This window comes from Nocardiopsis terrae (genome assembly GCF_014651695.1).
Lineage (GTDB): Bacteria > Actinomycetota > Actinomycetes > Streptosporangiales > Streptosporangiaceae > Nocardiopsis > Nocardiopsis terrae.
Genome location: NZ_BMXJ01000003.1, coordinates 727,666 through 748,656 on the forward strand (window position 1 = coordinate 727,666; position 20,991 = coordinate 748,656).

A 20,991-nucleotide genomic window follows, 5' to 3' on the forward strand; every position below is an offset into this window, starting at 1 on the left:
TTGGGCGTGGAAACCCGGCCCTTCAAGGCCGGGAGGAAACGCCCTCCTCCTTCCAGGTGTAGGCATAGCCGTCCGCCCGCTGGAGCAGACGCACATGCCTGTGGTTGACGCCCTGGACAGTGCCCTGGACGGTGGTGATGTTGAAGCTGCCCGAGGCGCGTACCGCGACCCGCCCGGTGTGCGTGCCCGCCTTCTTGCCCCTGGGCACCACGGCCCGCACCAGATCACCGGTGGCGAAGGAGAAGAAGTGTTTGGTGCGGGGCAGACGCAGCCGGGGGAATCCGTGCTTGTCGGTGCGGGTGCGTGCGTAGGAGCCCCGGCCCGCGCACCCGGCGACCAGTACCCGGTCCACGGTCTGGGTGACGGCCCGATCTTGCCGACGGCCAGGGCGTCCAGGGTGTGGGTCTTGGGCAGCAGGTTGCGGGTGCGGTTGAACTTGGTGCGCCCACCCGAGGCAACATGGGTGGGCAGGGACCGGTCCAACGCGCGCCAGAGCGCCCACCGGGTGGACTGCGCAGCAGCCGCATCCCGTAGCGGGGCTTTTGCCCTGGCCAGGACCCGGGCCAGGGTGCGTTTGCTGGTCACGAACTCTTCGACGGGCCGGCCCGCTTTGGCCTGGTTGCAGGGCACACACGCCAGCACCAGGTTCGACACCCGATCCGACCCGCCCCGTGAGCGGGGATACACGTGGTCGATGTTCAACGGCACGTTCACAGTCCCGCAGTACACACAGGCCCGGTCGAACTTAGCCAGCAGATACTCACGCACCTCGAACCCGGCCAGAGTCCCCTGCTGGTACTCCACCCCCTCCAACGGCTTCCCGGCGGACAGGGCATGGGTGTCGAAGGCGACCCGCTCCACGTGTACCGCATTGACCGGCGCCCACCGACACAGCCGCTCCACCCACGAAAGGGTGGTGTCCACCCGGTGCCGTAGCGAGGGTGCCAACCACCCTCGGGGGCGGGTGCGGTTGGAGAACCGGGGCGTGCGGTGGCGCAGGTTCGCGCTCCGGCGCCGCCGCCGGTAGGCGGACCTCTGGTCGAGTTTCTTACGGATAGCTGCGCCCCGGTGGTTGAGCTGGATGCTGTACCGGCCCCGGCGCTCCTCCGCTTGGTGGGTGAACAGGGCGATGCCGGTGTGTTTGCTTCCGGGGTCGATCCCGACCTGGACACCGTCCACCTCGGACTCCGCGGCGGTGCGGTCGGTGAGGCGGATGGTGAAAGGGGTGTGCCGGGCCACCACCGCGCGCCCTTTGGTCAGGAGCTTGCGGGCCCGGGCGGGCGGGCACGGCTGTAGCGGGACACCGTTCTTGTCCAGGACGAACGCATACAGTGCGGTGTTCTTGGTGTGGGCCTCACGGCCCCGCTCCCCAACAGGGTTGGGGGTGACGCCACCGGCACCAGGTGAGGTGCTGGTGGTCTCCCCTCGCACAGGGTCCGCGCCGGGTACCGCCTGGCGGCGGTCTCGGAGTCCCGTTTCGTGCCCGATCCGGGGCTTGTCTGCTGACTCCGATTCCAGAGCCACCTGCTGAGGAAGCACAGGTGGGTGGGTCTGCTGTCCTACGCGGAACGTAGCCATCAAGGTCACCTCCTCGGTGATGGCTGGTGCTGGTAAAGGCGGCCCTCAACCACAGGGGTTGAAAGCCCGGGCCCTCAGACCCGAGATCCCTTTACGGTTGCCTCCCAAGGGCGAACGCGCGAACCACCGCGGCCACGTGCTCGACGTGGGCGTCGGTCAGGTGCGGGTACAGGGGCAGGGAGATGTTGCGGCGCGCCGCGTCCCGTGCCCGGGGCCAGTGGCCGTCGGACCGGGCGTGCGGGGCGAAGGCGGGCTGTTCGGGCAGGATCCTGGGGTAGTAGACGTGGGTGTCGATCCCCTCCGCCGCCAGGTGGTCGCGCAGCCCGTCGCGGTCCTCGCACAGGAGCGTGTACACGTAGGGGAAGCGGCCGTCCCCGCCCGCGGGCGGCGCGACGATCCCCGCGTCGGCCAGGTCGCGGAACTGTTCGGAGTAGTAGGAGCAGATCGCTGCACGGCGGGCGAGGCGCTCCTCCAGTCCGGCCAGGCGGTGCAGTTGGAAGGCGGCCATCACCTCGTCGAAGCGGCTGTTGTGGCCGACGCGGTGGTGGAGGAACCTGTTGCGTCCGTCCTGGCCGTGGTTGCGCAGCATCCGCACCCGGTCGGCGAGCCCGGTGTCCTCGGACAGGGCCACGCCGCCCTCTCCGGGCATGCCGAAGGTCTTGACCTGGACGAAGGAGTACACCCCGGCGTCGCCCCACAGCCCGGCGGGGCGGCCCCGGAGTACGCCTCCCTGGGCCAGCGCCGCGTCCTCGACGAGCCGTACGCCCGCCTGGTCGGCCAGGGCGCGCAGGCGCGGCATGTCGGCCATGACGGAGAACATGTGGGCGGGCATCAGCACCCGGGTCCGGTCGCTGACCAGTGTCCGGGCGTGCTCGGGGTCCATGGTCATCGTCTGCGGGACGATGTCGGCGAACACCGGGGTGGCGCCCAGGGACAGGACGGTGCTCGCCAGGGGCGCGCACCCGAAGGCGGGGACGATCACCTCCTGGCCGGGGCCCAGGTCCAGGGCCGCCAGAACCAGGGTGAGCGCGGAGGTCCCGCTGGAGCAGGCCACCGCCTCGCCCGCGCCCAGGCGGGCGCGTATCGCCTCCTCGAACCGGGCCGTGCGCCGTCCCAGGATGAACTTCTGTTCGGGGTCGGTGCCGACCTCGTACAGGGCGTCCAGCAGGGTCTCGCGGTCGCCGTCGAACAGGTCGGGCGGGAAGAACGGGATGGCCCGTTCCGTGGTCACGGTCACCTGGTCCCCCCGGTGAGGAAGCGTTCGATCTCGTCGCAGACCCGGTCGACCTGTTCCGGTTCCAGGTCGGGGTAGAGCGGCAGCGCCACGGCCGAGCGGCACACCGCCTCGGCCCGGGGCAGGTCGCCCGGCCGGTGGCCCAGGTGGGCGAAGCACGGCTGCAGGTGCAGCGGGCGCGGGTAGTAGACCTCGGTGCCGATGCCCGCGGCGGTCAGGTGGGCCACCAGTCCGTCGCGGTCGTCCACCTCGACGAGGTGGACGTAGACCACCCGGTCCTCTCCGGGGCGGGGGGCGGTACCGCCCGGCACCGCGCGTACCCCGGGCAGGTCGCTCAGCCGTTCGTCGTAGCGGCGCGACAGGGCGGCCCGGCGTTCGATGTCGGCGTCCAGCCGGGTGAGCTTGGCCAGCAGCACCGCGGCCTGGATGTCGTCCATCTTGCTGTTGCACCCGGTGACGGCAGTGGGGTTGGAGATGCCGGGGAAGGCGGCCAGGGTGCGCCCGGATCGGCCGTGGTGGCGCAGCATCCGCGCGGTCTCCGCGATGGTGTCGTCGTCGGTGAGGACCGCCCCGGCGTCACCGACGGCCCCCAGCGTCTTGGCCGGGAAGAAGGAGAGCACGCCTCCGGTGCTGAGCAGCCCGGCGTGTGTTCCGCCCGAACGCATGCCGATGGCCTCCGCGCTGTCCTCCAGCACGGTCAGCCCGTGCGCGCGGGCGAGCCGGTTCACGCCCTCCATGTCGGCGAGCCGGTCGAAGAGGTGGACCGGCATGATCATGCGGGTGCGCTCGGTGAGGGCCCGTGCCGCCGAGGCCGGGTCGATGCCGTACCCGTGCTCCTCGATGTCGGCGAAGACGGGGACTCCGCCGGCGTGCACGACGGCGGTGGCGGTGGCGACGAAGGTGTAGGCGGGGACGATCACCTCGTCCCCGGGGCGCAGCCCTGCGGCGCGCAGCAGCAGAACGAGGGCGTCGGTCCCGGAGTTGACGCCGACGACGTGTCGGGCCCCGGTGTGGTGTTCCAGCGCGCGTTCGAGTTCGGCGACCGTGGCGCCGTGGGAGAACTTACCGTCGTCCATGACACGGACGCAGTTCTCCCTGATCTCCTCCCACAGTCTTCGAAAGGTCTTCGACTGGTCGAAGAAGGGGACTCCCGGTCCGCGTGTACTATGCTCTTCAAAATCCTGGGAGGAAAGAACTGAATTCACTTTTCCCGCTTCGCGGAGAATGGTTGGGGGTTCGGGGGCGGGGGTTCGGCCACGAGGGTTCGTGGCCGAACCGGGACTCTGGCTCCGGGGGAGGTCAGACGCCGAGCAGGGGGATGTCGTTCTTGCCGAGGTGGTAGTCGCGCACGGCAGCCACCAGTTCGGCGGTGGACAGGTTGCCGCTGCCGTCGGTGTCGATGTCGGTGAAGGCGCTGTCGGCCTGTGCGCCGCTCAGACCGATGGAAGCGAACCACTTCTCCATCTCGGTCCGGCTGATCTCGCCGTCACCGTCGACGTCCAGGACATCGACGATGGCCTGGATCGTCGGCTGGACGACCCGGGCGAAACCGGCGTCACCCTTGCTGACGATCTCCTGCATGGCGACCTCGGTGAACTGCTCCTTGCTCATGCGGTCGGTGTTGGCCGCGTTCGCCAGAAGGTCGAACATGCCCAGGTAGGCCGCCCGGAGCTCCGCACCCTTGGGGCTGTCCTGGGCACCGAACCGGTTGATGATGTCGTCGGCCTCGGCCTCGAAGTCCGAGCGCTCGATCACGCCGTTGCCGTCGTTGTCCCACAGGCGGAAACGCTCTTCGAGGCGCTCACTGGACTTGGTGGCAGTCGTCATAGGATATCCTCCACAAAAAATCACGGAAAGTGGCAACAAAACATCGGGGAAAGAAGCCCCAGGAGGGCCGGGTGATCACCTCGGCGTCGCCAATAGATTACCCCACCGGACAACTCTTCAAAAGCCAGAGCAAAGAGAATTCCCCACCCTATTGAATTTTTATATCGGACATTTGCGAGAATTCATGGAGGATTGCGCGAAAGGGTGGCCCGCCGTGTCCAGCGGTACCCCCTGGCGGAACACGACCGGCTCACCCGGTGACAGCTCCAGATCGCTCCCGGTCGGCACCGGATCGGCGTGCACCAACACGTTGTAGTGGTTGGGCGCGTGGCACGCGTCGAACCCCAGGACCACGCCCACCCGGCGGGAGCCGATCCACACCTCGTCGCCCCGGTCCACGACCCCCGCACGGATGACCTCGGCGAAGCCCAGGAACCCCACCCGGTCGATCCTGGAACCCGCGGCGGTCCCGGTGTGGTCGGTCGCCACCAGCTCATGGACCTCACCCGCGCGCACGCACCGGCTCGCGAACGGCTCCAACCGCATCCCCCGCTCGTCCCTGCGGTGCACCAGCACCTTGACCAGGTCAGCGGTCACCTCTCGTTTGGGCCCGTCCTCGTACGGGTTCACCGCCCCGCCCCCTCCTGCTGTAGCGCCGTCCGGTAGACCTCACCGACCAGGCGCAGCTCCGACACACCGTCCTCGCCCACCGCCCCGGCCCGGCGCGCCCGCCGGGCGAACTCGGCGGCGATGCCCTCGTACTCGTGCCACAGCGACTCCTTGAAGGCGGGGCGCCCGGACAGCAGGTCAGCCGTCCACACCCGGCCGTCGGCCGCGCGCACCTCGACGTCCTTGCGCTCACCGGGATGGGACCAGTCCAGGAGCACCCGGGCCCGGGCCCGCCCGGAGACCATCGTGACGTCGGCCCACCGGTCCACCCCGGCCTCGTCGTAGCCGACCCGGGCACCGGTCACCTCGGCCCGGCCCAGCAGTGCCTCCACCAGGTTGAAGGCGTTGGGCCCGTTGTCGGCCACACACCCGCCTCCGCAGCGTTCCGGGTCCAGGTACCAGGTGTCGGAGCCCGCGTGCTCCTCGATCCGTTCCAGGTAGCGCACGGTCACCTCCGTCACCGTCCGCCCGCCGATCCGCTCCCGCAGGGCGGCGAACTCGGAGTTGTGGCGGCGGTGGAAGGCCGTGGTCAACGGCACCCCCCTTTCCCGGGCCAGGGCGGCCAGCGCCTCCCCCTCCGCCAGGTCCAGTGCCAGGGGCTTCTCCACGCACACCGCCGCCCCGGCGGTGAGGGCGTCGGCGCAGATCCGGGCGTGCGTGTCGTTGGGCGCGGTGACCACGACCGCGTCCAGGCCGGCCTCGGCCAGCATCCGGGTGTGGTCGGTGTACCCGGTCACACCCGGCCGCGGTTCGAGGGCCCTGGCCGGGTCCAGGTCGCACACCGCCACCAGGTCCCAGTCCGGGGAGGCGGCCAAAGCCGCCAGGTGGAAGCGGGCGATCACCCCCAGCCCGACCACTCCCACCCGCAGGGGCCCGCTCATCGCACCTCCCCCGAGACCGGCGGCGCGGGGACGCCCTCCCGTGCGGCCACCTCCACCAGTTCCGCGTACAGGTCCGCGGCCAACGGCACCCCACGGGCGGACCGCTCCCGCATCCTGTGGTGTTCGTGCCAGCCCGGGTAGCGCACCGGTCGGTCCCGGTCGAGGGGAGGGCACGCCGCGACCGCCCCGAACAGGTCCTCGGCGTCGGCTCGGGCCCCTGCGCGCAGCGCGTCGGGGGCGATGGCCAACAGCAGGAACCCGATGTCGTCGTCCCGACCGCCGGGCCCTCCGTCACCGGCCAGGGCGTCGGCGTGGGGGCCGCGCCCCGAACCGGACACCACGGCGGACAGCACCTCCACCATCAGCCCCAGGCCGAAACCCTTGAAACGGCCCACCTCGCCGCCCAACCACCTCAGGTGGGCCCGGCCGGCGTCGAACTCCGCCGGGTCGGTGACCGGGGAGCCGGAGTCGTCGCACAACAGTCCCTCGGGCAGCGAACGGCCCTCCCGTGCCGCCTGCCGCACCCGGCCGGTGGGCGCGGCCGTGGTGCTCATGTCCAACAGGAACGGGGGGTGCGCGCCCGCCGGGGCGGCCACGGCGAGCGGGTTGGTGCCCAGCATGGTCACCGCACCGCCCGGGGGCCGGGCGATGCGCTGGCCCCCGCAGTTGCTCGCCACCACGCCGACCAGCCCGCGTTCGGCCGCGCGCAGCGCCGGGTGTCCGGCGCACCCCAGGTGGGTGGCGCCGCGCACCGACACCAGCCCGACCCCGTGGCTCTCGGCCCGCCGCACGGCCAGGTCCATCGCCTCCGGGGCCGCCCACAGCCCGAGGGACCGGTCGGCGTCGAGCAGCACGGCCGCACCCAGGTCCGCCAGGATCCGGGGCTCGGCCCGGGGGTCGGCCCGCCCCTCGTCGAGCAGGGGCAGGTAGAGCCGGGCCAGGTTGGCGACGCCGTGGGAGTCCATCCCGGTCAGATCGCCGTGGCACAGGGCCCGCGCCGCCTCGGCCGCACGGCCCGGGGGCACGCCCCGGCCCGTGAACACCTGCCTGAGGAAGGACAGCAGGGCGCCGTGGTCGGTCAGGACGGTCGCTCCCGGCGGGGAGGCTCCCGGGGACTCCGGGGAGAGGGTCGTCACAGTCGTCCAATCGTCTCGTCGGTGAAGGAGGTCAGCAGGCGGGCCACCGTGGCGGCGAACCCGTCCAGGTCCGACAGGCGGGCGAACTCCGCGTCGCCGTGGGCGCCGTTGGCGGCCAGGTCCCCGGGGCCCAACACGACCGTGCAGGCCCCGGGGACGCCCGCCATCCAGATGGCGTCACAGGTGAAGGCGGGCTCGTCCTCGGGCCAGGGCGGGATCCCGGCCCCGCGCAGCAGGTCGTGTCCCCACCCGTCGCGGTCGTCCAGCACCGGCAGCCCGCGTTTGGGCCAGTCCAGCCGGGTGAGCCGCCGTGCGTCCCTGGCGGTCCGGGCGAACAGGGCGGTGTCCGCGAAGGAGTGGGAGAACTCCGCCACGGCGGTGTCGAACGCCGTGGTCACGGCCTCCTCCAGGGCGTGGCCCGCCCCGGCGTCGCCGTAGGAGAGGTTGAGCAGCAGGCCTCCGGTGCCGTACACCCGGTTGTGCAGGGTGCCGGTGTGCAGTCCGGCCACGCACACCGCCCCCTCGCGGGCGCGCCCGTCCAGGGAGCGGCCCATCCGCTGGGCGAGGAACCCCAACAGGACCGAGGCGTTGTGCCCGGTGTGCGGCCGGTCGTCGACGGCGTCGTCGCCGTGCACCGACACCCGGGCGGTCATCGATGCCGTGGAGCGGGTGAGGAACCTCCCGGACGTGGGTTCGCAGAACACGTTGAGGCGGCCCACGTGGCCGCGTTCGACCAGGGGGCGGGTGCCCAGCACGCCCATGGCGCCGCCCTCCTCACCGGCCACCGCCTGGACGATCACCGCGCTGTCGCGGCCCAGGGCCGCCGAACGCTCCCGGGCGGCGCGCACCCCGGACAGCAGCGCCACCGCGGGCCCCTTGGCGTCGATGGCTCCCCGGCCGTGGAAGACCTCCCCGTCGAAGGCGACCGGTGGTCCCCCCGCGACCGTGTCGAGGTGGACGTTGAACATCACGGTGCGTTCGCGCGGCACCTCCTCGGGTCCCAGGCGCAGGACCAGGCTGGGCTGGTCGGCCAGGAAACCGGGGTCCGCTGCGGCCTCGCGCACCGTGGCGGGCACCCCGTCCGCGGCCAGGTCGGCCGGTTCGGCCGGGGCGTGGCGGACCACCCTGAACCCGATCCGTTCGGCGGCGCGGGCGTACTCGTGCTGGGCCTCCCACAGGCGGGGGGCGGGGCCGGCGTCACCGACCTCCAGGGGGCCCGCGGTGGGTGTGTCCAGCAACCGCAGCAGCAGGGCGCGGTCCGGATCGGTCAGCGTCATGAGGTCTCTTCCGTCTCGCGGATCCGGAGCACCATCTCCTCCAGTGCCCGCCCGTACTCCACGAACGCGGCCCGGTCGCCGCGGCCCGGGTCGGCGCCGTCCGCCCCCAGGTGGGGGCGCAGAGCCAGGTGGGGTTCGATGGACAGGGCTCCCCGGTACCCCTGCTCGGCCAGGACCCGCAGGCACTCGTCCACCCCGGCCCCGCCCTCACCGGGTCGTACGTAGGCGGTGTCGCCGCCGGGGAGGCTGACCGCGTCCTTGACGTGGACGTGGGCCACGTACTCCGCGAGCGGGCGGAGCATGGTCACGGCGTCGTAGCCGTGGGCGACCCCGTTGCCGGTGTCGAACAGCACCCGCAGTGCCGGGCTGTCGACCCGCGCGATCAGGTCCAGGACCCGGTCGGCGTCATCTCCGGCCCACCCGGCGCAGTTCTCGTGCACCAGGACCAGACCCGAGTCCTCGGCGCGCCGGACCAGTTCACGCATCCGGGAGAGGACCAGCCGCCCCCACTCGGGCTCGGCGAGCCCTCCGGAGGGGTAGGACATGATCCGCACCATGCGCGTCCCCAGGACCGCGCAGCGCCGGGCCAGCACGTCGAGTTCGGCCAGGTCCACCGCGAAGTCCCCGGTCGCGGGGCGTGACCAGTCCCCGATCTTGGCCGCGACGGCGACCACCTCCACACCGTGCGCACGGATCTGCTCCGCCGCCCGAGCGAAGTCGGCCTCCGGCAGGGCGGCGACGGGCACACCTTCCAGGGTGCGCAGCTCCAGCAGGTTCCAACCGAGCTCCGTCACGGCCGTGAGCTGTTCCGGCAGCCCCGGTGCGGCCTCGTCCCCGATCCCTGCCAGGCGGAACGGCTCAGGCTCCGACAGCACTGTTCACCTCCCGGTCCGCGGTGTGCGGTGAGCACAGGTTCTTGGCCTCGACCAGCAGGCGGACCGCTTCCACGTGCACCGACAGTTCGCCCGGGGGACGGGGAGAACTGGAGTAGCGCGCGTAGCAGGAGCCCAGGAGCTCGGTCAGCGCGTCGTCGGGAAAGACCGACCGGGCCGGTTCGTGTCCCGGGACGGCCACGGAGAGCTGCGCGGTGTGGTCGGCCTCGCTGCACGGGAAGTGGCCGGTCAGCACCGCCTCGTCGAACTCCAGCACGATGCGCCTCTCACGCAGCGGCGCGGTCAGGTCGGACTCGATCCGGGTGAGCACCCCGGTGTGGTGGACCAGGTCCAGGCGTGCCCCGCCCAGGCCGGGCAGCCGGGCTCCGGCGACGGCCATGTCGGACAGTTCGGCCGAGGCGACGTCGGCCCCGCCCGCGAGTGCGACCGCCAGGGCCAGGGCGTGGGGGACCTCGACGTCGAAGGCGCTGGGGTGCCCCGGGAACTCCAGGGTGCGGGTGAAGCGGGGTTTGTGCTGGAGCACGGTGAGGGCGCGCAGGCGTCCGAAGGCTCCGCCGTGGCGTACCGCGAGCAGCCGCCGGCTCAGCGAGCTGGCCGACCACGGGGTGGAGACGGTCAGGTCCATCCCCCAGCGGCGGCGCAGCCGGGCGATCTCGGCCAGTTCCGCCAGGTCCAGGGCCAGGGGCTTCTCCACGATGACCATGCGGTAGCCCAGGAGTGCCAGGTCCCGCAGTATCCGCGCCCGTAGGTGCGGCGGCGTGCACAGGTGGACGACCGTCTCGGAGGGCGGACGGCGCCGGGCGGCCTCCTCCAGGGAGGGGACCGTGAGGACCCCCCCGGCCCGGCCGCGGTGGGGGTCGTACCCCAGTACCGGCCCCGGAGCGAAGTGGGCGGGGGCCGCCGCCCGCGCCTTGGCGAGCGACGGCGCATGCAGTCCCAGTCCCGATCTGCCCAGGCCGACGATGAGGGTGTGCAGCATGAGGGGCGTGCACCTTTCCGGTTCGCTGTCCCCGCCCCGCGCCCTTTCCAGGGAGCCCGGGGCCGTTTTCCAGGGGCACGGGGCCATCGAAGCAGGAACACATCATGAACCACACGCGAAAACCGTGTCAAAAACACAGCCAGACCGGATACCCCAAACCACACCATCGGGCATTCCCCAACCGCACGAAAAGACGGGAAGAACAGGGAATCCGAAACACATACCCTTTTGTCCCTTTCGCCAGCCCCGGGTCAGGCCACCGAGAAGCTGAACAGACCGCTGGGCGGAGCGTGCCACCCCCGGTCCGGCTCCACGAGCACGCCCGGTGCGAAGCACCCGGGACCCGGGTGCAGGCGAACGTCCGCGTCGGTCAGGTTGACCAGCACGTGTGCGGTACCGGGGAGCCGCACACAGCTGCCCGACCCGGGGTCCGGGTAACGAACGAGGTCTTCGAACTCGGTCGTGAAGACCACGACCTCACCGGTCGCCGCGTGAGCGGGCGCCGCCCCCAGGAGCAGACCCCCCAGGGCCAGGACGACAGCAGCGGAAAGAGCCCTCATCCCGCATCCTCCCTCTTTCTTGTGCACATTCCACAGGAACAGCCCCTCCGACATAAACAACCCGGAGGGACAGCAGGAAGATGTTCTCCGAAGCCGCGGCACACCGCAACCCCCTGGCCGACCATTCCTTTTTCGGACAACCGCACACCCGGAACAGAACCCGAACAGCACGAGACTCAAAAATGGTCATAAAAACAAATTTCACCTCATTCCATGAACACATCCGGAAGAAGGTGGTCGCCCCGGCTCGCTCCGGATCGCGTCGGGCGGGGAGCGCCGTCGTCCACAGGCCGCCGGGCCGCCCTTGCGGCAGGGCATCCCGTCGTCATACGTTCTGCCTGTTCCACAGGGGCCGTCGAACCGGGAGTGACATGAGGATCCTTGTCGTGGGTGCGGGTGCGGTCGGCGGCTACTTCGGAGCGAAACTCGTCCGTGCCGGACGCGACGTCGACTTCCTGGCCCGCCCGGCACGCGCCGAACTCCTCAACGGGCACGGCCTGGACATCCACACCCTGGACGGGCGAACCGAGAACGTCCCCGTCCGCGCGGTCACCGCCGACCGGCTCACACCCGACTACGACCTGGTCATCGTCTCGGTCAAGTCCTACGGCCTGGACGGCGCCGTCGACGACCTCGCCGCGGCGGTCGGCCCGGACACCGTCGTGCTGCCCTTCCTCAACGGCATGCGCCACCTGGACGTGCTCACCGGGCGCTTCGGCCCGGACCGCGTCTACGGCGGGGTGTGCATGGTGATGACCCGCCTGGACGAGCGGGGTGGCATCGTCGAGGTCGGCAGGATCAGCGAACTCGTCTACGGGCCGCTCTCCGACTCCCCCGTGGTCGGCCCGGACCGGGTGCACACCGCCCTGGAGGGGGCCGGGTTCACCGCCCGCTCCGCCGAGGACATCCGTCAGGAGATGTGGGACAAGTGGATCTTCCTGGCCAGCCTGGGCGCCGTCACCTGTCTGATGCGCGCCCCCATCGGCCGGGTCAACCGGGCCCCGGGCGGAGCCGAGTTCAGCGCGGGGATGCTCGCCGAGGCCGTCGCCGTGGCCACCGCCGCCGGCCACCCGCCCGGCGAGCGGATCCTGGAGTTCGCGAACGACGTCGTCTCCGACACCGAACGCGACACCTCCACGTCCATGTACTGGGACCTCACCCACGACAACCCGGTGGAGGGCGACCACATCGTCGGCGACCTGGTCGCCAGAGGCCGCGCACTCGGGGTTCCCACCCCGCTCTTCTCCCTCGCCCACACGCACCTGAGCGTGTACTCGGCCGCCCGGGGCTGACCGGCCCCGCCGGGGCGACGGCGAAAGCGCCGTCCCGGGGAGCCGTACCCGGGGGTGGGCCCGCCCGTCAGGGCTTGCGGCCGACCCCGCCGTACTGGTCCACCTCGGCGGGAGGACCGTCCCCCCTCAGTACGGGGCGCCACCGGGTGACCGAGACCAGCCCCGGCTCCACCAGCTCCAACCCCTCCAGGTAGCCGCCGATCTGCTCGGGGGTACGCGGGACGTAGGGCACCGCGCCGCTCTCGTTGTACTCGCCCTGGGCCTCGGCGTTCTCCTCACTGTGCACGTTGCTGCCCTCGCTGACGGTCAGGTAACTGCCGGAGGGCAGACCCGCGAGCAGACGCCGCACGATCGAAACGGCCTCCTCGTACTCCTGCACGTGTCCCAGGACACCCATCAGCATCAGACCGACCGGCTGGTCCAGGTCCAGCAGGTCGGCGGCCTTCTCCAGGATCAGCTCGGGATCGTACAGGTCCGCGTGCACGTACTGGGTGCGCCCCTCCGGCGAACTGGTCAGCAGGGCCCGCGCATGGGTCAGCACGAGGGGGTCGTTGTCCACGTAGACGATCCGCGCCTCGGGGGCCACCGACTGCGCGATCTCGTGGGTGTTGTTGTGCGTGGGCAGGCCGGTACCCACGTCCAGGAACTGCCGCACGCCCGCCTCACCCGCCAGGTGTCTGACCGCGCGCTCCTGGAAGGCCCGAGAGGAACGCGCCAGCTGCGCGATCCCGGGGAAGACCTTCAGGAACTGCTCCCCCGCCTCCCGGTCCACCGGGTAGTTGTCCTTACCGCCCAGCCAGTAGTTCCACACCCGTGCCGAGTGCGGAATCGTCGTGTCGATCGCAGGAGCCTGGTCGCTCATCGTTTGGTACCTCACCGCGTATAGCCGTATCAGTGCCCTGATCCTACGGTCATCGGGTAACACCGGATCACCCACGGCGCAGGGGATGCAGCCGGATCTCCTCCGGCGGGCGGGCCGGGGCGGGCGCCCGGTGCCCTCCGGCCCGGACCGCCCGCGGGGACACGCCGAAGCGACACTCCGCGGCGGATTCCCCCAGGCCCGGTGTGACCTGTGTTCTTCGTTCCCACCGCCCTGCGGAGCCGTCCCGAAGGGCGCACAACGCGTGAAGCCGGTTGGCACAATCACGGCATGCCAGTCCTCGACAGAGCCACCCTCAGACAGTTGGTAGCCCTGCCCCCGGCGTGTCTGCTCCTGACCTCGTGCATGTCCGACGGGGGCGCCGCGGGTGCCGTCGCCACCGGGCACTTCTCCGCCCGACACCAGTTCCCCGTCGTCATGATCTCCTGGTGCGGGGACAGCCCTCCCGCGCGGATCGACCTGGACTCGCAGGAGCACGGGTGGCAGCTGCACGCCACCCGGGACTTCCCCGGCGACGAGGTCGAGGTGGACCTGTCCGCCCCCGGGGAGGACTGGGAGATCACCGACAGCGAGGGGGCGCCCGCCTACCGGGTCGTCCCGGAGTCGGCGGCCACGGAGTACACGCTGGGCGTGACCTCAGCCGACGCGCTCGAGGACGAAGCCGAGCACGACATCGCCACGTTGAGTTTCAACACCGAGCTTCTGGCCGCCGACGACGGTGTGTACGTGGGTACGGAGGACCCCGGAGACGGCACCCTGGTGAGTGCCGACGAGTTCCCGCCCGAGTGCTGATCCGCCCCTGGACGGGTGTCGACGGTTCCCGCCGTCCGGGGTGCCGCCCGGCACCCCGGACGGAACCCTCAGAGGAGTCCGCGCAGGGTCTCGACCACCGGGGTGGTGGGGCGTCCGATCAGCTTGGACAGGGTTCCAGGGGTGGCCGCCAGTTCTCCGTCGCGGACGTTGCGGTCCAGAGTGACCACGAACTCGACGGTGTCCTCGTCCAGGCCTGCCCCGGCCAGCACGGTGCGGTGCTCCTCGGGGCTCAGGTCCCGGTAGCGGACCTCGCGCCCCAGCAGCTCACCGAGGTCCCGGGCGAGCTCCTCGTTGGTCCAGGCGGTGTCGCCGCTGAGCTCGTGGACGGCCCCGGCGTGCGGTGCGGGGTCGGCCAACACCACGGCAGCGGCCTCGGCCAGGTCCCGGCGGGCCGCGCTGGCGGTGCGCCCCCGACCCGCGCTGCCCGCGAAGGCCCCGTGTGCCCGGGCCTGCTCCAGTGCCTGCTGGGAGAGTTCGTTGTACCAGCCGTTGCGCAGGACCGTGTGGGTCAGCCCGGAGGCGGCGAGGAGTTCCTCGGTGGCCCTGTGCTCGGGTGCCAGGACCAGCGTGGTCTCGTCGGCCCTGGGCGCGCTGGTGTAGACGAGGTGCCCGACCCCGACCCCCCTGGCCGCCTGGATGGCGTTGCCGTGCTGTTCCACCCGTCGGCCGAGTTCGGTGCCGGAGACCAGGAGGACGGTGTCGGCTCCCCGGAAGGCCTCCCGCAGCGACTCCGGGTCCTCGAAGTCGGCTCGACGTACGGTGACGCCCCGGTCGGCCAGGTCGGCGATCCTGGCGGTGTCACGGCCGGTGGCGGTGATGTCCTCGGCGGGGTACCCCCTCTCCAGCAGGGACTCTACGACGAGGCGGCCCAGTTGGCCGGTGGCACCGGTGACGACGACGGACATGGGGTCTCCCTTCGATCACCTGTCGGAAAGACCTCCCGACAGTTCTTAGGTGCCAACGAGCCGTCTCTTTCACACATTCCATGAGTGGGGTACGCACCTTTTGGTAAGTTAGGAGGATGGACACCACTCAGGACACTCGCAAGAAGGAGCCCCGGACGGAGCTTCCCCGCATCGGCGGGCGCGTCCTGCCCGCGGGCTGCCCGTCGCGGGCCCTGCTCGGCGACATCACCAGCAAGTGGGGGGTGCTGGTGCTGGTCGGTCTGTCGGAGGGGCCGCGGCGCTGGAGCGACCTGCGGCACGGGATCGACGGCATCAGCGAGAAGATGCTCGCCCAGACCCTGCGCACCCTGGAGACGGACGGCCTCGTGGCGCGTGACGCCAAACCGGTGGTGCCGCCCTACGTCGAGTACAGCCTGACCGGAGACGGCGCGGAGGTCACCGCGCTCCTGCTGCCCCTGTTGGACTGGGTGCAGGCGCACGTCTCCCAGGGGAGGACCACTGCTTTTCCGGGTTGATGACGAATGGGGTCCCGGTGAGCGGCCGGGGCCGCCTCGACCAGGGCCGCGGTCGGTTCGGGGCCCGGCCGGGAAGACAGCACGGGGAACCGTGCGCGCCCCGGGGGCGTCCGATCCGCAACCCCTCCGTCTCCTGGAAGGTGCACCCGCCGTGCCGACAGCGCGCTCCCTCCCGCTCCTCCTGGCCGTCGTACTGCTGACCTCGTGCGCGTCCCCGGAACCGCAACAAGCGTCCCCCGGACCGGGACGGGACGAGGTGACCACCCTCGGGGACGACCCGCGCATTCTCGTGCACGACTTCTCGAGCTCGATGGAGGCCCTGGTCCACGGGGAACTCGCCTATCTGCCCGAGGAGCGCTGCCTCGTCGTCCTCTTCCGGGATGATGCCTCCGGGGAGGTCGTGGGATCAGCGGCTCCGCTCTGGCCGGCCAACGTCACCCCCCTGGACGACGGGCGGGGCGGGGTCGAGGAGCCCGCGATGGGAACGATCGTGGACGGAGACCGCTTCACCGCCGGAGGCGGCCACCGGGACGCCGAACCGGAGTGGGGGGCCGACCTGCCCGAGGCGTGTGTACCGGACGGCGCGTCCGTCGTCCTCAACGAGGACTCGTTCGAGCCGGGCCACACCTGAACGGTCAGTGCTGTCGGTCCCGCCCGTGGGGATACTCGTACCCGGGGAGCGCCACCGTGCCGCCCCCGTCCCGGACAGGAAGGAACACGAACATGACAGAACGACCGATCCTGGCCGTGACCGTCGGCGATCCGGTCGGCATCGGCCCGGAGATCACCGTGCGCGCGCTCGCGGAGGTGGGGACGGGGGCCGCCGCGCGCGGCGTGGTGGTGGCCGACCCGTCCGTGCTGGTCAGGGCGGCACGCCTGTGCGGGATCGACGCGGAGATCCGTTCCTTCTCGACCTGGGACACCCTGCCGCCCGAGCGGGAGGGGGTGATCGACTGCCTCGACATCGAGTTCCTCGGCGGTACGAAGCTGCCCTGGGGCGAGGTGAACGCCCGGGCGGGCGCCACCGCGGTACGCGCCGTCGAGGTCGCCACCGCCTCCGCGATGGCCAAGGAGGTCGCCGGGATCGTCACCGGCCCCATCAACAAGGAGGCCGTCTGGGCGGCGGGCAGCGAGCACCTCGGACACACCGAGATGCTCGGTGCGCTGACCGGCGCCACCCGGCAGAACACCATGTTCGTGGTGCGCGGGAAGAAGATCTTCTTCGCCACCCGGCACGTGTCCCTGCGCCGGGCTCTGGACCGGATCAGCCGGGAGCAGCAGGTCCGCTGCATCGACGAGGCGCTGACCGCGCTCCGGGTGTTCGGTGACGACGAGCCCCGGCTGGCCGTGGCCGCCGTCAACCCGCACGGCGGGGAGAACGGAGCCTTCGGCGACGAGGAGATCGAGCACATCGCCCCCGCCGTGCGGGCGGTGCGCGAGCGGGGCGCGGACGTACACGGCCCGGTTCCGGCCGACTCGGTCTTCCACCAGCTCCTGGCGGGGCGCTTCGACGGGGTGCTGTCCCAGTACCACGACCAGGGGCACATCGCGGCCAAGACCGTCGACTTCGACGGGACGGTCTCGGTGACCGTGGGACTGCCGATCCTGCGCACCTCGGTGGACCACGGCACCGCCTTCGACATCGCGGGCCAGGGGGTCGCGGACCCGGGGACCATGAGGTCGGCGTTCCTGCACGGTGCCGACTTCGCCCGGTTCGCCGACCGCATCCGCGCCGAGTACGGCGGCTGAGGCCGGGGGCCCGGGCCCGAACGACGTTTCCTGCCGGGCCCGGGCCCCTCTCCTCCGGCGGCCGGAGGGTCAGCCCTGCCAGCTGCGCCAGAGACGGGCGTAGCGCCCCCCGTCGGCGACGAGGCGCTCGTGGGTGCCCTCCTCCACGATCCTCCCCTGGTCCATGACGACCACGCGGTCGGCGGTCTGCGCCTGGGTGAGGCGGTGCGCGACCACCAGTGTGGTGCGGCCCTTGGTGGCGGCGACCGCGGCCCTCTCCAACCGGCGTGCCCCGGAGCTCCCGGCCTCGGCGGTGGCCTCGTCGAGCACCGCCAGGTCCGGGTCGGCGAGGACGAGTCGGGCCAGGGCCAGGTGCTGGGCCTGTTCGGCGGTGAGCGCGTGGCCGCCCTCGCCCACGACGGTGGCCGTGCCCTCGGGGAGGGCCCGCACCCAGTCCAGGGCGTCGACGGCGTCCAATGCCTCCTCCGCCTCCGCGGCGGTGGCCCCGGCTCGGGCCAGGCGCAGGTCGTCCAGGAGCGTCCCGGCGAACACGTGGGTCTCCTGGCTGACCAGGAAGACGTGTTCGCGTACGCGCTGTTCGCCGAGTTCGTCCAGGGGGGTCCCGCCGAGGTACACCGTTCCCGAGGTGGGGGTGCGCAGGCCGCTGACGACGGCGGCCAGGGTGGTCTTGCCGGCTCCGCTGGCACCGACGAGGGCGACCCGTTCGCCCGGGGCGACCCTGAGGTCCACCCGGTCCAGGGCCTTGGGGGCGCCGGGAGCGTAGGTGTGGCTGACCCCCTCCACACGCAGGGAGGACCCGGCGGGGCCCTCCTCGGCGCCCGGGTCCCGGGCGGTGGGCAGGTCCACGACCCCGGCCAGGCGGGCCAGGCTCGCACCGGCCTGTTGGACGTCGTTGAAGTTCATCACGAGGAAGCCCAGCGGTCCGAAGAGCCGGTGGAAGTACAGGGCGGCGGCGGTGACCATGCCGACGGTGGCGAGGTCTCCTCGGACCAGCCAGAACCCCACCACCAGCACGGCGCCCAGCCCCACGAACTCGGAGCCGTTCATCCGCGCGCCGAGCCGGGTGAACAGCCGGAACACGTCCAGGGTCAGTTGCATCGCGGTGCGGGACCGGTCGGCGATGCGCTGTTCGTGCTCCTCCTCCAGCCGGTAGGCGCGCACGGTGCCGCGGCCGCGCAGGGCGCCCATGAGGGCGTGCGAGCGCTCGCCCATGGCGATGCGCTCCCGGGCGTAGTAGGGGCCCGACCTGGGCATGTACCAGCGCACCGCCCAGACGTAGAAGGGCACGGCGGCCAGTCCGGCCAGGCCCAGGCGCCAGTCGAGGGCGGTCATGCCCCCGGTGGTGAGCACGACCACGGCCAGGGCGGTGACGACCTCGGGGCCGTTGCGGGCGATGGCGGTGGTGACCACGGCGACGTCGTCGCCGACCCGGGAGAGCAGGTCTCCGATCCGTACCCTCTCCAGCCGTGCGGCGGGCATGTGCAGGACACGTTCCATCACGCGTTCGCGCAACCGGGCGAGGATGGTCTCGCCGACCCGGCTGACCTGCCAGGCGCCGAGCCCCACCAGGATTCCGCCGACCAGGGCGGCCGCGGCGATGAGGACGGCCGACCGCAGGATCGCGTCCGGTCCGGCCCCGGCGGAGATGTCGTCGACCATAGAGCCGAGGACCCAGGGCGCCACGAGTCCGGCCGCGCTGCCCGCGAGTACGGTCGCGACAGCCAGTGCGGTGGCCCGGGGGGCGGCGCGGACCCCGTCGGCGAGCACGGCCCCGGTGCGTTTGGCGGTTGCGGTGGGCAGCAGCTCCGGCCCGCTGTCGGGCCCCTGGTGTTCCCGGGGTCCGGTCCCGGTGGCGGGTTCCGTCTCCCCGGGGCCGGCCTCGGTGGTGGGTTCCGTGCTCAACGCAGCACCGCCTCGCGGTAGTGGGGGTCGTCCTCGGCCAGCTGTGCGTGGGTGCCCAGGGCGTGCACTCTGCCCTCCCGCAGGACCACCACTCGGTCGGCGCGGGCGAGCAGCGCGGGGCTGCCGGCGATGACGAGGGTGGCGCCGAGGGGGGCGCGTCCGGCGCGCAGCTCGGCCGTGCCCCGGGCGATGACCTCCTCGGTGACGGCGTCGACCGCGGTGGTGGGGTCGTGCAGGACCAGTACCGGCGGGTCGGCGACCAGGGCGCGGGCCAGGGCGACGCGTTGGCGCTGGCCGCCGGAGAGGTTGGCGGCGTGGTCGGTGACGGGCCGGTCGAGCCCTCGGGGGTGACCCGTGACCAGGTCCTGCGCGGCGGCCGCGGCCAGGGCGGCCAGCAGGGCGGTGTCGTCGCGGTGACGTCCGTCGGTGGTGACCAGGTTGGAGCGCAGGGTGCCCTCGAACAGGACGCTGTCGTGTTCCTCGACCAGCACCGTCGCGCGCAGCGAGGTGAGGTCGAGTTCGCTCACGGGCACCCCGCCGATCCGGGTGGTGCCTCCGGCCCCCTCGGCCCGTCCGGCGAGGACTTCGACCAGGGACTCGGCGTCCCGGGGGTCGGTGGTGAGCACCCCGACGAGCTCCCCCGGAGCGACCGTCAGGTCGACGCCGTCGAGCGTGCGGTGGCTGACCCCCCGGAGCTCCACGGCGTGCGGCGCGTCGGGGAGGGTCCGGTTGCCGGGGGTGACGGCGTCGGGCGCGTTGAGGAGGCGAACCAGGCGCTGGGCCGAGGCGCGGGCGATCGCGAACATCTGCCCGACCATGCCGAGTACCTGGACGGGTTCGGCGAGGAACTGGGCGAGGCCGACCACGATGACGAGTTCGCCGACGGTGAGGTGCCCCCGGAGGGCCATCCACCCGGCGGTTCCGGCGACGCAGGCCAGGAAGAGGGCGCCGGTGGCGGTGACCAGGCCCTTGTAGAGGCCGTTGGTGGCGGCGGCGCCGACGGAGGCGGTCAGGGCGCGGTCGCTGACCTCGCGGTAGCGCAGGGCCGCGTTGTGCCGGGCGCCGATGCCCATGAGTACGCGCAGACCGCCGACGAGGTCGGTGGCCATGGCGGTGGCCCGGGCGGCGGTGGCCTGTTTGGCCTCGGTGCGGCGGGTGATGCGGGCGGCGGGGACGCGCAGCAGCAGGAGCATGAGCGGGACGCCGAGGAGCACGCCGAGGCCGAGGGGGATGTTGATGGTGAGCAGGACGACTGTGGTGACGACGATCCCGGTGGCCTGGGCGATGCCCACGGCCCAGGCGCGCACATAGGTGGCGGCCTGTTCGGCGTCGGAGGTGGCCACGGCCAGGACCTCGCCGGAGCGCAGGCCGCTGCGCTCTCCGCGGGGGTGCAGGATGCGGCGGGCGGACTCCAGCCGCAGCAGGTGGGCCTCGCGTTCCAGGGCGTCGAGGGTGAAGCGGGCGCCGAAGCGGTAGGCGGAGGCCAGGACGGCGAAGAGCAGGGCCAGTCCGCCCACGCACCACAGCAGGGCGGTGACGTCTCCGGTGGAGACGGCGAGGTCGATGGTGAGGCCGATGGCGACCGGGACGAGTGCCTCGCAGACCTGGTGGAGGGAGAGCAGGATGACGCCGAGGGTGACGCGGCCGCGGTGGCGGCGCAGGGTGCGCGAGCGCAGTTCCCGAGCGGTGGCGGGGACGGGTTCGGGGGCGGGGGCTTCGGTCACGGGGCGTCTCCGTTCGGGGCCTGTCCGTCCCGTCCGCGGGGGCGCGGGGTCGGCCCCCCAGGCGTGGTCATCCGTTTCCCGTCCCCTCGTGTCAGACGTCCAACCGGGCAATCCTAGCTATCCCGGGCGCGCCCTCCGACCACAGGATGACCGTTCCGTACCTGGAAGGGCGTTTTC

Annotated in this window: 20 protein-coding genes and 1 pseudogene; 5 read left to right on the forward strand and 16 right to left on the reverse strand. The window is 72.1% G+C overall.

Going from position 1 to position 20,991, the window contains the following annotated elements:
- Positions 1-22: 22 nt before the first annotated feature.
- The 12 genes and pseudogenes from IE195_RS26165 to IE195_RS11220 all read right to left on the reverse strand — a co-directional run bounded on the left by IE195_RS26165 (position 23) and on the right by IE195_RS11220 (position 11,034).
- Positions 23-352 (reverse strand): hypothetical protein, encoded by a 330-nt coding sequence (locus tag IE195_RS26165; protein WP_225942415.1) that lies wholly within the window; start codon positions 350-352, stop codon positions 23-25.
- Between the two features lie 83 nt (positions 353-435).
- Positions 436-1,578, reverse strand: a pseudogene (gene iscB, locus IE195_RS11170) (RNA-guided endonuclease IscB); the annotation flags it as partial.
- Positions 1,579-1,669: 91 nt separating this feature from the next.
- Positions 1,670-2,815, reverse strand: a complete 1,146-nt coding sequence (locus tag IE195_RS11175) for a DegT/DnrJ/EryC1/StrS family aminotransferase (protein ID WP_191270265.1) — start codon at positions 2,813-2,815, stop codon at positions 1,670-1,672.
- The gene (locus IE195_RS11180) at positions 2,812-4,017 is read right to left on the reverse strand and encodes a DegT/DnrJ/EryC1/StrS family aminotransferase (protein WP_191270267.1); all 1,206 of its coding nucleotides are present in this window, start codon (positions 4,015-4,017) and stop codon (positions 2,812-2,814) included. Before IE195_RS11180 ends, IE195_RS11175 begins: the two co-directional genes overlap by 4 nt.
- Before the next feature lie 94 nt (positions 4,018-4,111).
- Positions 4,112-4,639: an EF-hand domain-containing protein gene (locus IE195_RS11185; RefSeq protein WP_191270269.1), complete on the reverse strand. Its 528-nt coding sequence runs from the start codon at positions 4,637-4,639 to the stop codon at positions 4,112-4,114.
- 159 nt (positions 4,640-4,798) lie between these two features.
- Positions 4,799-5,269 (reverse strand): DUF6917 domain-containing protein, encoded by a 471-nt coding sequence (locus IE195_RS11190; protein WP_191270272.1) that lies wholly within the window; start codon positions 5,267-5,269, stop codon positions 4,799-4,801.
- A complete protein-coding gene (locus tag IE195_RS11195; RefSeq protein WP_191270274.1) occupies positions 5,266-6,189 on the reverse strand; it encodes a Gfo/Idh/MocA family protein in 924 nt (307 codons plus the stop codon). Before IE195_RS11195 ends, IE195_RS11190 begins: the two co-directional genes overlap by 4 nt.
- Positions 6,186-7,325, reverse strand: coding sequence for an Ldh family oxidoreductase (locus tag IE195_RS11200; protein WP_191270276.1), 1,140 nt, complete (start codon positions 7,323-7,325; stop codon positions 6,186-6,188). Before IE195_RS11200 ends, IE195_RS11195 begins: the two co-directional genes overlap by 4 nt.
- On the reverse strand, positions 7,322-8,602 hold the full coding sequence (locus IE195_RS11205) for a M20/M25/M40 family metallo-hydrolase (RefSeq protein WP_191270278.1): 1,281 nt from the start codon (positions 8,600-8,602) through the stop codon (positions 7,322-7,324). The genes IE195_RS11200 and IE195_RS11205 overlap by 4 nt, the downstream gene beginning before the upstream one ends.
- Positions 8,599-9,477 carry a sugar phosphate isomerase/epimerase family protein gene (locus tag IE195_RS11210; RefSeq protein ID WP_191270280.1) on the reverse strand — a complete coding sequence of 293 codons (879 nt, stop codon included), beginning with the start codon at positions 9,475-9,477 and terminating at the stop codon, positions 8,599-8,601. The genes IE195_RS11205 and IE195_RS11210 overlap by 4 nt, the downstream gene beginning before the upstream one ends.
- Positions 9,461-10,474, reverse strand: coding sequence for a Gfo/Idh/MocA family oxidoreductase (locus IE195_RS11215; RefSeq protein WP_191270282.1), 1,014 nt, complete (start codon positions 10,472-10,474; stop codon positions 9,461-9,463). Before IE195_RS11215 ends, IE195_RS11210 begins: the two co-directional genes overlap by 17 nt.
- Positions 10,475-10,725: 251 nt before the next feature.
- Positions 10,726-11,034, reverse strand: a complete 309-nt coding sequence (locus IE195_RS11220) for a hypothetical protein (protein WP_191270284.1) — start codon at positions 11,032-11,034, stop codon at positions 10,726-10,728.
- Positions 11,035-11,405: 371 nt separating this feature from the next.
- On the opposite strand from IE195_RS11220, the gene IE195_RS11225 reads away from it, so the two are divergent.
- Complete coding sequence (locus IE195_RS11225; protein WP_191270287.1) at positions 11,406-12,326, forward strand: ketopantoate reductase family protein; 921 nt, start codon at positions 11,406-11,408, stop codon at positions 12,324-12,326.
- Positions 12,327-12,393: 67 nt separating this feature from the next.
- On the opposite strand, the gene IE195_RS11230 is transcribed toward IE195_RS11225, so the two are convergent.
- Positions 12,394-13,188: an SAM-dependent methyltransferase gene (locus tag IE195_RS11230; RefSeq protein ID WP_191270289.1), complete on the reverse strand. Its 795-nt coding sequence runs from the start codon at positions 13,186-13,188 to the stop codon at positions 12,394-12,396.
- A gap of 288 nt (positions 13,189-13,476) precedes the next feature.
- On the opposite strand from IE195_RS11230, the gene IE195_RS11235 reads away from it, so the two are divergent.
- A complete protein-coding gene (locus tag IE195_RS11235; RefSeq protein WP_191270291.1) occupies positions 13,477-13,998 on the forward strand; it encodes a hypothetical protein in 522 nt (173 codons plus the stop codon).
- 68 nt (positions 13,999-14,066) lie between these two features.
- On the opposite strand, the gene IE195_RS11240 is transcribed toward IE195_RS11235, so the two are convergent.
- On the reverse strand, positions 14,067-14,924 hold the full coding sequence (locus IE195_RS11240) for an SDR family oxidoreductase (RefSeq protein ID WP_191270293.1): 858 nt from the start codon (positions 14,922-14,924) through the stop codon (positions 14,067-14,069).
- A gap of 116 nt (positions 14,925-15,040) precedes the next feature.
- On the opposite strand from IE195_RS11240, the gene IE195_RS11245 reads away from it, so the two are divergent.
- The 3 genes from IE195_RS11245 (at position 15,041) to pdxA (ending at position 17,188) form a co-directional block, all read left to right on the forward strand.
- Positions 15,041-15,439, forward strand: coding sequence for a winged helix-turn-helix transcriptional regulator (locus IE195_RS11245; RefSeq protein WP_191270295.1), 399 nt, complete (start codon positions 15,041-15,043; stop codon positions 15,437-15,439).
- A 151-nt stretch (positions 15,440-15,590) separates the two neighbouring features.
- Entirely contained in the window at positions 15,591-16,070 is a 480-nt protein-coding gene (locus tag IE195_RS11250; protein WP_191270297.1) for a hypothetical protein, read from the forward strand.
- 92 nt (positions 16,071-16,162) lie between these two features.
- Positions 16,163-17,188, forward strand: a complete 1,026-nt coding sequence (pdxA, locus tag IE195_RS11255) for a 4-hydroxythreonine-4-phosphate dehydrogenase PdxA (protein ID WP_191270299.1) — start codon at positions 16,163-16,165, stop codon at positions 17,186-17,188.
- A gap of 69 nt (positions 17,189-17,257) precedes the next feature.
- Here pdxA and IE195_RS11260 read toward each other — a convergent pair whose 3' ends face one another.
- Positions 17,258-19,090: an ABC transporter ATP-binding protein gene (locus IE195_RS11260; RefSeq protein WP_373295653.1), complete on the reverse strand. Its 1,833-nt coding sequence runs from the start codon at positions 19,088-19,090 to the stop codon at positions 17,258-17,260.
- Positions 19,087-20,814: an ABC transporter ATP-binding protein gene (locus IE195_RS11265; RefSeq protein WP_191270301.1), complete on the reverse strand. Its 1,728-nt coding sequence runs from the start codon at positions 20,812-20,814 to the stop codon at positions 19,087-19,089. The genes IE195_RS11260 and IE195_RS11265 overlap by 4 nt, the downstream gene beginning before the upstream one ends.
- Between the last annotated feature and the right edge of the window lie 177 nt (positions 20,815-20,991).